The following is an 11154-nucleotide window of genomic DNA, read 5'->3' on the forward strand; positions in this document are numbered from 1 at the left end:
CCACAACTTGATTAAAGATGTAGTTAAAAGAGAACTAAAGTGCCACCCAGATCAGAAATCCCCTGGCTGCGGGACAACCAGGGGAAGATTCTGCGGGTTATTATGCCGTGACGTTGGCTGCTAAGATTCGATCCAGCTCAACTTTAATATCATCAACCAGACGGGCTTCGGCTTTCATCCGGATCATATCGAGCTTCATGCGCTCTTTCTTCTCCAGAGTCCGGCGCGAATCACCGCGCGGCATGTCTTTCACCACCTGATACAGCTCATACATCGCTGGGTACTGAGCGGCAAAATCAACCTGCAATTCGCCCTGCAGCACTTCCATCAGCTTGTAGAGACGAATCGAGATTTCCGACATATCGCACTCGTCCTGCTTGCCAGCCTGAGCAATAATCAGCACGCTTTCCATAATATTGGCATTGCGCTGTTTAATGCCCTCTTCCTGCAGACGCTCTGCGCGGGCAATGAACGCCTTGTGGCGCTGGGTTTGCTGATACAGTTTAAACAATAAATAACCGGCATAGCTGGCCAGCCCGGCAATGATCAAACCGGCCAGCCCTAGCCATAGCGTCATATCCTGCAAGGGTTACTCCTTGTCGAAGTCGTCAAAATCCATATTTTCAAACTGATCCAGCAGGTCATCGTCACTGCGGCGCGAAGCTTTTGGCTGCGCTTCCAACTCAGGCTCATCGTCCTCCAGCAGACCCAACTGGCTCATCAGTTGCTCGATGCGATCCAGTTTCTGGTCAACCTGCTTCTGCAGACCGGCACCCAGTTTTTCACCGGCTTCAATACGGTCCAGCAGTACCATCAGTTGCGCATCATTTTCCAGCATCGCCAGTTCTTGCTCAGCCGACATACGATGTTGCTGTTTCGTTTGCGGCTTGGTGTCCACAATCAATGGCACCGGCTTTTTGCTGCCGTGACGAGGATCTTTGCGCTGCCCGGCAGCACGTCCTGTCGCCGCCTGCTCTGCAGAATGGCGGCTGCCGGATTTCAGGCCTTTACGCTTGCGCTCTTTCTTGCGCTTGATGCCTTCGATATCCAGCTGGTTACGGGATTTATCGGTATAAACAGCAGGGCCTTCCGAACCTGGTTTACGGGTCTTTTTCTTACGGGTCATTACTGGGTTTTCCTCAGCAAAATTACATCATTTCCGACAAACTCGACATTCAGGCCATCCCGTTGCGCCAGATAGCGAAACGTCTCACGGCTGAAAAAGCTGACGTGGGTCGGGTCGTTCTTGTAATGCCATCGCGAAAAGGCATCTGCATCCGTTGCCAACTTGGTCATCAGGCCCAGCCAACCGCCGGGTTTCACCAGTCCAAGCAGCAGCCCCCACTCCCTGGCAGGCGTGTAAAAATGTTCAATCGCTTCAGTGCAAGTCACGAAATCGTAGGATTCGGCCAGCACCGCCGGATCCGCGGCAAAATACGGGTCGTAAATCGCCATCTCATGACCGGCTTCGGTCAGCATCAATGACAACGTCGGCCCCGGGCCACTGCCAAAGTCCAGTCCGTGCAATGCCGGCTGGCCCAAGCGCTCGGTCAGCGGCTCAGCCAGACGGTTGAGAAATCGTCGGTAACCGTCGTCATTCGGATTGTTCTCATGCAGATCATAGTGCGCTTTTTCTTCTTCCGGGCTCAGTCGAGCTGCCGGATCAGCAAAAATCAGAGCACACTCACCACAACGAAAATACTGACGGCGCTTGTCCTGATGGAATGCGCTCGCGCCTTCCGTCTGGCACAGCGGACATGTTTGCATTACAGCTCTCCGATATTGGCGCCCCATGTCGGGTCTCGCCACTGAACTCGATCAAGCCGGGTATCATAGCATGAATTGCGAACGAAATGTGCACACCCTATCGAGCCTGCCGGATAAGAAATAGCGGGAAGGAGATGGAAAGAAAAAAGGCGACAAGGTTTGCCACCCTGCCGCCTGTTGGTGCCGCCATTGCTGGCGTTAACCTGTCTGGTTGATCCTCACCTGAGTGTCACCCTGGTCAGCACTGTTCTTTTATTGTTGTTGCTGCCCTGCCAACCTTTTGTTGTTGTTCATCTTCCTGATGACTTGTGGTCGTCCGTGGGAAAAGCGGTTTGTGTTCTTGGCGTGTCTGTCCTGACACAGACTGCGGTGACCTCCTGCCGCTGCAGTCCTGGCTTCCTGTCTGTCGAACCGGTATGCCGTCCGGTCGTAAGCACTCCGGCCTACGGTCTTCCTCCTGAAGATGGAGCCTACTTTACGTGAAATGTGCAGAGGAACAATGGCAGGGAGCCCACGGCTGCGCTGAAACTTTATTTCAGCTCACCTAACCGGTTGTGATGTAAAGAGAAGAAGTCAGGCATCACATAAAGATTCAGTGACAACCCGAAGCAGAAATCGGCGATCTCTTACAATCCTGTCAGCCATTGCCGATAGAGGGACCAGGAGCAAGCGGAAAGTGTTGTTTTCTTGCAGGATCTGCCGCAATAAATCGCAGCCAAGAAAAAAGGTAGCCGAAGCTACCTTCTTACTCACTGCCGACTGGAAGCCTGTGGCGTTAGTGAATTAGTGCAGACCACCAACATAATGAGACAAGGCAGCAATTTCATCATCAGTCAGCTTCGCGGCTACTGATTGCATCATGCTGTTCATGTCGTTAGTGCGCTGACCTGAGCGGAATTTCTCCAGCTGCAGCTTCACGTATTCTGCGTTCTGGCCCGAAATTTTCGGGAATCCTGACAGACTGGTACCATTACCACGTGGACCATGACAGGCCGTACAGGCTGTAATGCCACGCTCCGGATCACCGGCACGGTACAGAGACTGGGCGATACCAACAGAGGCTTCAGTCGATGTGTTGTCTGAGATAGGCAGTGAGGAGTAGTAGGCTGCCAAGTCCGCCATGTCCTGCTCTGACAGCGGCATTGCCATGCCACCCATCACAGGATCGTTACGGCCTTGCTTGCCGCCAGTGCTCATCGCCAGCTTGAATTCCTTCAGCTGTTTTTCCAGGTAACCCGCGTGCTGACCAGCAATTTTCGGGTATTGGGCCATAATACTGTTACCATCTGCACCGTGGCAGGCGGCACAAGTTGCAGCTTTTGCTTTTCCGGCTTCCGCATCTCCCTGGGCCAAGGCTGAGCAACTGGCCAGAAGAGTCAATATCAGTGCTAATTTCTTCATGACATTCCGTTTATAATTATTGAGCTTCCAGTACCACAAGTAATGCTCGGTGACATGGTATACAATGCGACCACACACCAAGCACGGTTTTGGTCCATTTTACACAATTTCACATAAAAGTAATCAGTCGACTACATCAAGACTTGACGGAGTTAACAGTGAATCAACCTCTCAACTATAGAAATACAGGATTTATCACAAGTGCACCTACTATCCGACACTTGCCGAACGATACAGGCGTTGAGATTGCATTTGCTGGCCGCTCCAATGCGGGGAAGTCCAGTGCGCTAAACCGCATTACGGACCAAAAGAGTCTGGCGCGTACCTCTAAAACCCCGGGCCGTACCCAGCTGATTAACATGTTTGAAGTGGTACCGGGCTGCAACCTGATCGACCTGCCGGGCTATGGCTATGCTCAGGTTCCGCTGGAAATGAAACTGAAATGGCAGCAGTCACTGGGTGAATACCTACAAAAACGTGAGTGCCTGGAAGGTCTGGTTGTCCTGATGGATATCCGCCATCCGCTGAAAGATCTCGACCAGCAAATGATCATGTGGGCCGTGGAAAGTCGCCTGCCGGTACTGGTTCTGCTGACCAAGGCCGACAAACTGAAAAGCGGTGCCCGTAAACAACAGCTGCTGAAAGTCCGCGAAACCGTTACCACGTTTGGCGGCGACATTGACGTTGAAGCCTTCTCCTCACTGAAAGGCATTGGGGTGGATCAGGTGCGCCGTAAACTGGACAGCTGGTTTGCGCCCGAGCTGGCCCGTCAGCTGGCACTGCTGGAAGAAAATGAGGGTATCGACGACCAGGAGTGATCCTGAATGGCTCGCATCATCCCAAGACAAAGCTCCCGCCCGGGAGCTTTTTTATTTGGTGTGCGATGTTGAAAAATATCCCCACCGCTGGGGTGGGGCAACGGGAGAGAAATAGGAGGTTTTTTTCTTTTATTGTCCGAAAAGCATCTGTGATTTCCCCCGGTAACGCAAGCCTTTTCCCGGTCGGTTCCTGCTCGGGGCTGGTTACCTCTCCGCCTCAGCTCCCGTTCCACTCCTCATTTTCACTCTTTACCATCCCTTTCCTTCACCTTCGCGTCGGCTACAGCCACATGCGGCCAGCAACCCGGCATAAGGCTCCGGAAAAGTTCTTTGTTGAGAAGAATTAAGCGGTCCAGACAATCTCATTAAAGACCAATACTGGAATAAAATTACATAAACGAGCAGTGACAGATAAAAAAAAGCCACCTCAAATGTGAGGTGGCTAATTCATGGATTTGTTGGCTAGCCGGCCACAGACCCGCTACCAGAAACAAATATGAACAAGAAGCAGACTGCATTATACCGAGCCCCTCGCTCTTTTTAAAGTAAATACTCTAGAAACAGATAAAATGATGCTTACTCAGACATTTTGTCTGATAAATCATCGGATTGGTGGTATGGCATTCAGTGTCTAAGAATATTGACCGGAAAAAGGGGGTGTCAAAGCAGCCGGTACGCGGTATCGGGGAGAAACTAAACGTCAGCGAACAGGAAAAACAGCGCAGAAAGGAGACGATGCGGGTTATTTGGCCCAATAAAAAACGCCCTGACCAAATGGTCAGGGCGGCTGAATCAGCCAAATCCAATAACGTGAAACAAAAGGTCTGAAAGATAGAACATCTTACCTCTGTACCCTACGTCGCTAACTGTATATCAATTGCTCAGCATTGAAAAGACCTTTCTGTAGTTTTTTTTCATATAACCGTAATTAATTTATACATAACACTATTAATTACGGGTGTAATTTTGCCTAAAAAAATAGCCAGCAACGCTGGCTATTCTTATGACGCATGTTGTATCCGTCAGACGGTATTAATGGGCCTGATCCCAGTTATCCCCCATGCCGGCATCGGCAATCAATGGCACATCCAACTCTGCCGCTGATTCCATCAGACGGCGAACATCGGCAGACACCTGCTCCACATCCGACGCTTTCACTTCGAACACCAGTTCATCGTGCACCTGCATCAGCAAACGGACCCGATCTTGCGGCTGCTGACCAATCCATTCATCGACCAGCACCATGGCCCGTTTGATAATGTCTGCCGCAGTGCCCTGCATCGGGGCGTTGATCGCGGCCCGTTCTGCGGCTTTGCGGCGCATCCCGTTACGCGACTTAATATCCGGCAAATGCAGGCGACGGCCAAACAAGGTTTCTACATACCCTTGCTCGCTGGCCTGAGTACGGGTGCTTTCCATGTACTCCAGCACGCCCGGGTAGCGCTCGAAGTAAACATTCATGTAGTCCTGCGCCTCATTTCGGCCCATTCCCAGTTGCTTAGCCAGGCCAAACGCGCTCATGCCGTAAATCAGGCCAAAGTTGATGGCCTTAGCACGGCGACGCTGCTCGCTGCTGACTTCGTCCAGTGCAATCCCCAGAATTTCAGCCGCCGTCGCAGCGTGGATATCCTTGCCGTGACGGAAAGCGTCAAGCAGTGCCTGATCCCCAGACAGATGCGCCATGATGCGCAGCTCAATCTGGGAATAGTCGACGGCCAGAATTTTGTAACCTTCCGGTGCCACAAAGGCCTGGCGGATACGGCGTCCTTCCTCATTTCGAACCGGGATATTCTGCAGGTTCGGATCGCTGGAAGACAAACGACCAGTTGCTGTCACAGCCTGATGGTAAGACGTATGTACACGCCCCGTCGCCGGATTCACCATCTTCGGCAGTTTGTCAGTGTAGGTGGATTTCAGTTTGGCCAGGCCGCGGTATTCCAGGATCAGTTTCGGCAGCGGGTAATCCAGTGCCAGCTCCTGCAGTACCTCTTCGTTCGTTGACGGCGTGCCGGACGGAGTTTTCTTCAGGACCGGCAGTCCCATTTTCTCGAACAGGATCGCCTGCAGCTGTTTCGGCGAGCTCAGGTTGAACTCCTGCTCAGCCACTTCGTAGGCGTCTTTTTCCAGCTCGTCGAGACGTTTGGCAATTTCAGCCGACTGGGTACCCAGTTTCTTGGTATCAATCAGAACCCCGGTACGCTCCATGCGAGACAGAACCGGGACCAGCGGCATTTCAATATCTTCAAACACCGACTTGAGCTTGTCATCTGCGTGCACTTTGGCGATCAGCAGATTATGCAGACGCAGAGTAATATCCGCATCTTCGGCCGCGTACGGGCCTGCTTCTGCCAGATCGATCTGGTTGAAGGTCAGTTGTTTCTTGCCCTTGCCGGCAATTTCCTCGAAGCTGATGGTCTTGTGCTCCAGGTAACGCAACGACAGGCTGTCCATATCATGGCGGCCAATCACGCTGTTATAAACGTAAGACTCCAGCATGGTATCGAACCGAATCCCCTGCATCTCGATATCGTAGCGGGCCAGCACACTGGCATCGTACTTCAGGTTCTGGCCGACCTTGGCTTTGTTCGGATCTTCCAGCAGCGGTTTCAGTTTGGCGAGCACCCAGTCACGGTCCAGCTGCTGCGGTGCATCCAGATAATCGTGCGCGACCGGCACATACGCCGCTTTGCCTTCTTCAACCGCGAACGACACGCCGACCAGGTTCGCGACCATGTAATCCAGGCTGTCGGTTTCGGTATCAAACGCCACCACCTCGGCGTTGTTCAGAGTGGTCAACCAGGCTTCAAACGTCGCTTCATCCAGCACAATCTCGTAACCACTGCGGTCAATCACCGGGGCCACGTCTTTTTTCGGTGCTGCGGCCTGCGCTGCAGATTCATCCGCAACAATGCGGCCATCGCTGCCATCGAGCATTTCGGCCAGCCAGCGACGGAACTGCAATTTGCCGAACAGACGGGTCAGCTCATCAGTATCCGGCTCGCCCTTCACCAACTCATGCGGGGCAAAGTCCAGCTCTACATCCAGTTTGATGGTTGCCAGCTCATACGACAGGTACGCCGCGTCTTTATTATCCAGCAGCTTCTGCGCCATGGTTTTCGAGCCGCGGAAACCCAGCGCCGGAATGACATCCAGGTTCTGGTACAACGCATCCAGACCACCAATGCCGGTCAGCAGGGCTTTCGCCGTCTTTTCACCCACTCCAGGTACACCCGGAATATTGTCGACCTTGTCCCCCATCAGCGCCAGGTAGTCGATGATCAGTTCCGGGCCAATGCCAAACTTTTCCACGACGCCTTCCGGATCCATCACCACATTGGTCATGGTGTTGATCAGGGTGACGTTTTCATCCACCAGCTGCGCCATATCTTTATCGCCGGTACTGATCAGCACAGGCATACCGGCTTTCGACGCCTGAGTGGCCAGCGTGCCGATCACGTCATCGGCTTCCACCCCGGTTACCGCGATCAGCGGCAGTCCCATCGCTTTGATCACCGCATGCAGTGGCTCAACCTGCGCACGCAGATCATCCGGCATTGGCGGACGGTTAGCTTTGTACTCGGCATACAAGTCATCACGGAACGTCTTGCCTTTGGCGTCAAACACCACCGCGATATGCTCGGTCGAGAACTGACGAAGCAGGCTGCGCAGCATATTCACCACGCCAAACACCGCGCCGGTCGGCTCACCGTCTGAGTTCGTCAGATTCGGCGCCGCATGGTAGGCACGGTACAGATACGAGGATCCGTCAATCAGGATTAGTGGATTTTCTGGGATAGTTGCCATAAAGATATTCTTATATCCGGGGGATGAAAGAGTTAGGTCGTGGTCTGGGTGACTGATTCACGCCCGCCACCGGGACACGCCGTTACTGCTCTTGCAGCAACAGCACGGTTAAAATCAACAGGCTCTAGGATGCCATGACAGCCTGCAACTGTTAACCGCTGTTTTTGCACAATTCGCCCCAACCTGTGGATAACTTTGTTAGTAGTTCAAACATGGCCGTTGATCAAGTTTTTGAAAAAACTTGAATAATCAAAAATATCCAAATAAAAACATGGACTTACAAAATTAACCCAAAAAAGATCTTTGATCCTAAAATGATCATTAATTGTGGAAAACGTTAACAGACCGATATGAAATAAGCCGGATAGCGTGTAAAACAGACATCTCTGACCATAAAGGAAACCATTATGAAGAAAATCGCGGTCATTTTAAGCGGCGCCGGGGTCTTTGACGGCGCGGAGATCCACGAAGCGGTGCTGGCCTTGCATGCCATTGAAAAAGCGGGCGCCAGCTGGCACTGCTTTGCGCCAAATATGAATCAGCATCATGTGATCAACCACCTCACCGGGGAAGAAATGCCGGAAACCCGGAATGTTCTGGTGGAGGCGGCACGTATTGCCCGCGGCAACATTGAGGATATCGCCACCCTCAATGCGACCGACTACGACGGATTGCTGTTGCCGGGCGGTTTTGGCGCTGCCAAAAACCTGTCTGACTTCGCCTTTGCCGGCCCGAACTGTACGATTCACCCGGACGTGAAACGGGTCTGCCAGCAGTTTGCCGAGGAAGAAAAACCCGCCGGCTACCTGTGTATTTCTCCGGCGCTGATCCCGCTGATCTACGGGGAAGGGGCAAAAGGCACGATCGGCAATGATCCGGAAACCGCCAAAGCGTTCAACCAGATGGGTGGCGAGCATATCGAATGCCCGGTCGATGATTTTGTGTTCGATCAGGAACGCTGTTTGCTGTCGACACCGGCCTATATGCTGGCGGGCAGTATTTCGGAAGCCGCTGCGGGGATTGATAAGCTGGTCCAGCAGCTGGTGAAGCTGGCCTGATTTACCGGGCCCGGAAAAGAAAAAAGCGGCGCTACAAGTCCTCTCAGGGGTTGTAGCTGCCGCTCAGCAGAAGAGGTTTTCGTTTTCAGCCCTACACTAAAAACTCACCTTAGCTGAAGTACACTGGAAGCAATGTGAGCAATGTCGTGCCTTCATACGAGTCAGAGTTGTTCGACTTCCTCGCTGAGTGCAAGTTAATAATAACCATTCTCATTTAACTTGCAAGCTTTTTATTGCGAATTATTGTCATTTGCTTGTCAGGGTCTTCACAAAATGCAGGCGATAATCCTCAATGCCGTCTTTTTTTTCCATATGTTCAATGAGATAGCCATTGCGAAGCAATAACCGCAACATTGCCGGAAACCGGTTACGCGATTTTACCCGCAACGCCTGATACCCCTGCTGCTCGACCCACTGCTCCTGCGCTTCCAGCAGCGCCTGGGCAACACCGTGACAACGGCCTGCCGGTGCCACGCCCCCCAGCCAGCTGTAAAAGCAGGTCTCGGACAAGCGATAACCAATCTTGACACCAATCAGGGCATCGTCCCGCTCGGCCACCAGAATCAGCGGCTGTCGTCCCCGCAGCCGCGCCGACAGCGCGGCTTTGTCAGCCGGTGCCGCAAACTCCGCAATCTGAGCCAGTACCACCACCGCTTCGTCAATGCTTGCTTCGCGTATCTTCATGATGCCCTCTGACATGATTGCCTCCGATTGAGTCAGGCTGCGCCGTTACGCAGAGAAAGAAAATAATAAAGAAAAGGCCGGCTGATGCCGACCTAAACCTGTCCCCATTATTGCGGGAAATCCCCCGCTGTCCACCTGACGATTACGCGGCTTGCGAACGCCCGGCCTGATTGTCCGGCGCCAGCGTGGTCAGGCGGCGGATCAGGTAGTTCAGCAACACGCCATACATTGGGACAAACAGCCCCAGACTGATCACCAGTTTAAAGCCGTAATCCACCAGTGCGATTTCCACCCAGTGCTCGGCCATAAACGGATCCGGGCTCTGGTAAAACGCAATGGCGAAAAATGCGATGGTATCCAGCGCATTACCAAACAAGGTGGAACAGCTCGGCGCAACCCACCACTGGCGGGTCTGGCGCAGGCGGTTGAACACCGAGATATCCATGATCTGTCCCAGCAAATAGGCCATAAAGCTGGCGATCGCGATCCGGGCCACAAACAGATTAAACTCACCCACCTGAGACAGTCCCTGGAATTCCCCTTGGAAAAACAGTACCGACAGCAGATAAGAAATCGCCAGCGCCGGGAGCATCACCCAGAAAATGATTTTCCGGGCCATCGCAGCCCCGTAGATCCGAACGGTCAGGTCGGTCGCCAGGAAGATAAACGGAAACGTAAACGCACCCCAGGTCGTGTGCAGGCCCATCACGGTGAAAGGAAGCTGCACCAGATAGTTACTGGATGCGATAATCAGCAGGTGGAAAGCCACCAGGTAAAACAGAGCGTTGCGCTGTTGCGCGGGAGTAAATTGCGAAGTCGTCATTGTGAGACCTTTTTGTCATTGGGGGAGAGGGAACCCAAAACGCTGCCACCGATCCGAACCGGAGCAGCAACCGAAGGCGGCGATTATACAGCAATCAGTTCGGTTAGCCAGCCGCCTGCCATTTCCACCCCTGACCTGTTATTTCAGCGCCGGCTGCTGTAAAGCATAGCGGCGCTTAGCCCATCAGCCCTGCAGCATCGTCGCCAGATAGGCCAGCGTCGGTCGGGCTTCACTGTCGAGTCCTTCCAGCCAGAGCTGGCCACTGTAATGCTCGCCTTTAAGCATCAGGCGGCAGCCCTCAAAATCCACCAGCCAGACATGCAAGTCGGCGTTAAGCTCCCGCTCCAGCACCTGCAGTTCCAGCTGCGTCAGCAGCGGCGCGACGACATTGGCAAAGCTGTCAAAATCAAACTCAGGGCCATCGATTTCCAGCAAGTTATGCTCCATATCGAGGCGACGGCAGGTGAAACGGGCAGTCAAAGCCATAGGGTAATTCCTTCTTGTAGTGCTTTCAGCGCATACTTTCCTGTAACTAAGTGTTGCTATGCGTATCAAGGGGTATCCGTGCGCTGTTCTTGGATGGCAATCCATGGTCTTATTGCCGTGCTGCCGCCACGCCCTGTCGAGCGTGACCTGGCCAGCATCGGTGAAAATTCACATTCTCACCAAATACGCAAGCTGTTTTGTAGCGAAAGATGCACTCCGGCGGCCTGCCGGCGTTGCTCTATAACGCATTTTGACCGGGCGCGGAAATGCCCGGTTTTTTTTCGCCCGATGTTTTCGCCCGGTTTTTTCGCAT

Annotated in this window: 12 protein-coding genes; 3 read left to right on the forward strand and 9 right to left on the reverse strand. The window is 53.1% G+C overall.

Annotated elements, in window-relative coordinates; genetic code table 11:
* Positions 1-100 precede the first annotated feature (100 nt).
* The 3 genes from FH974_RS15350 to FH974_RS15360 are packed head-to-tail and all read right to left on the reverse strand — an operon-like array spanning position 101 to position 1767.
* Entirely contained in the window at positions 101-577 is a 477-nt protein-coding gene (locus tag FH974_RS15350) for a DUF2489 domain-containing protein (RefSeq protein ID WP_207103723.1), read from the reverse strand.
* Between the two features lie 12 nt (positions 578-589).
* Positions 590-1126, reverse strand: coding sequence for a Der GTPase-activating protein YihI (gene yihI, locus FH974_RS15355; protein ID WP_207103406.1), 537 nt, complete (start codon positions 1124-1126; stop codon positions 590-592).
* Positions 1126-1767 carry a class I SAM-dependent methyltransferase gene (locus FH974_RS15360; protein ID WP_207103407.1) on the reverse strand — a complete coding sequence of 214 codons (642 nt, stop codon included), beginning with the start codon at positions 1765-1767 and terminating at the stop codon, positions 1126-1128. The genes yihI and FH974_RS15360 overlap by 1 nt, the downstream gene beginning before the upstream one ends.
* A gap of 159 nt (positions 1768-1926) precedes the next feature.
* Between FH974_RS15360 and FH974_RS15365 the strand changes: the two genes are divergently transcribed.
* On the forward strand, positions 1927-2250 hold the full coding sequence (locus FH974_RS15365) for a hypothetical protein (RefSeq protein WP_047887077.1): 324 nt from the start codon (positions 1927-1929) through the stop codon (positions 2248-2250).
* Between the two features lie 300 nt (positions 2251-2550).
* Here FH974_RS15365 and FH974_RS15370 read toward each other — a convergent pair whose 3' ends face one another.
* Positions 2551-3168 carry a c-type cytochrome gene (locus FH974_RS15370; protein ID WP_207103408.1) on the reverse strand — a complete coding sequence of 206 codons (618 nt, stop codon included), beginning with the start codon at positions 3166-3168 and terminating at the stop codon, positions 2551-2553.
* A 158-nt stretch (positions 3169-3326) separates the two neighbouring features.
* Here FH974_RS15370 and yihA point away from each other — a divergent pair, with 158 nt between their 5' ends.
* Positions 3327-3986 carry a ribosome biogenesis GTP-binding protein YihA/YsxC gene (gene yihA / locus FH974_RS15375; RefSeq protein ID WP_047887075.1) on the forward strand — a complete coding sequence of 220 codons (660 nt, stop codon included), beginning with the start codon at positions 3327-3329 and terminating at the stop codon, positions 3984-3986.
* 792 nt (positions 3987-4778) lie between these two features.
* On the opposite strand, the gene spfP is transcribed toward yihA, so the two are convergent.
* Both spfP and polA read right to left on the reverse strand, forming a co-directional pair.
* The gene (gene spfP / locus FH974_RS26530) at positions 4779-4826 is read right to left on the reverse strand and encodes a small protein SpfP (RefSeq protein ID WP_438616993.1); all 48 of its coding nucleotides are present in this window, start codon (positions 4824-4826) and stop codon (positions 4779-4781) included.
* A gap of 192 nt (positions 4827-5018) precedes the next feature.
* Complete coding sequence (polA, locus tag FH974_RS15380) at positions 5019-7790, reverse strand: DNA polymerase I (protein WP_207103409.1); 2772 nt, start codon at positions 7788-7790, stop codon at positions 5019-5021.
* 407 nt (positions 7791-8197) lie between these two features.
* On the opposite strand from polA, the gene elbB reads away from it, so the two are divergent.
* Positions 8198-8848: an isoprenoid biosynthesis glyoxalase ElbB gene (gene elbB, locus FH974_RS15385; protein ID WP_047887072.1), complete on the forward strand. Its 651-nt coding sequence runs from the start codon at positions 8198-8200 to the stop codon at positions 8846-8848.
* A gap of 246 nt (positions 8849-9094) precedes the next feature.
* Here the strand turns inward: elbB and FH974_RS15390 are convergent, their stop codons facing one another.
* The 3 genes from FH974_RS15390 to FH974_RS15400 all read right to left on the reverse strand — a co-directional run bounded on the left by FH974_RS15390 (position 9095) and on the right by FH974_RS15400 (position 10841).
* The gene (locus FH974_RS15390) at positions 9095-9547 is read right to left on the reverse strand and encodes a GNAT family N-acetyltransferase (protein WP_047887071.1); all 453 of its coding nucleotides are present in this window, start codon (positions 9545-9547) and stop codon (positions 9095-9097) included.
* 127 nt (positions 9548-9674) lie between these two features.
* Positions 9675-10355, reverse strand: coding sequence for a 7-cyano-7-deazaguanine/7-aminomethyl-7-deazaguanine transporter (locus FH974_RS15395; RefSeq protein WP_047887070.1), 681 nt, complete (start codon positions 10353-10355; stop codon positions 9675-9677).
* A 183-nt stretch (positions 10356-10538) separates the two neighbouring features.
* On the reverse strand, positions 10539-10841 hold the full coding sequence (locus FH974_RS15400; protein WP_053061927.1) for a DUF3630 family protein: 303 nt from the start codon (positions 10839-10841) through the stop codon (positions 10539-10541).
* Positions 10842-11154 lie beyond the last annotated feature (313 nt).

The organism is Photobacterium ganghwense (assembly GCF_017329545.1).
GTDB lineage: Bacteria > Pseudomonadota > Gammaproteobacteria > Enterobacterales > Vibrionaceae > Photobacterium > Photobacterium ganghwense.

Excerpts from the sequence above, each read along its gene's own strand:
- FH974_RS15395 (WP_047887070.1), bottom strand. The coding sequence starts at position 10,355 with ATGACGACTTCGCAATTTACTCCCGCGCAACAGCGCAACGCTCTGTTT.
- FH974_RS15360 (WP_207103407.1), bottom strand. The coding sequence starts at position 1,767 with ATGCAAACATGTCCGCTGTGCCAGACGGAAGGCGCGAGCGCATTCCAT.
- polA (WP_207103409.1), bottom strand. The coding sequence starts at position 7,790 with ATGGCAACTATCCCAGAAAATCCACTAATCCTGATTGACGGATCCTCG.
- FH974_RS15350 (WP_207103723.1), bottom strand. The coding sequence starts at position 577 with ATGACGCTATGGCTAGGGCTGGCCGGTTTGATCATTGCCGGGCTGGCC.
- FH974_RS15390 (WP_047887071.1), bottom strand. The coding sequence starts at position 9,547 with ATGTCAGAGGGCATCATGAAGATACGCGAAGCAAGCATTGACGAAGCG.
- elbB (WP_047887072.1), top strand. The coding sequence starts at position 8,198 with ATGAAGAAAATCGCGGTCATTTTAAGCGGCGCCGGGGTCTTTGACGGC.
- FH974_RS15370 (WP_207103408.1), bottom strand. The coding sequence starts at position 3,168 with ATGAAGAAATTAGCACTGATATTGACTCTTCTGGCCAGTTGCTCAGCC.
- FH974_RS15400 (WP_053061927.1), bottom strand. The coding sequence starts at position 10,841 with ATGGCTTTGACTGCCCGTTTCACCTGCCGTCGCCTCGATATGGAGCAT.
- yihI (WP_207103406.1), bottom strand. The coding sequence starts at position 1,126 with ATGACCCGTAAGAAAAAGACCCGTAAACCAGGTTCGGAAGGCCCTGCT.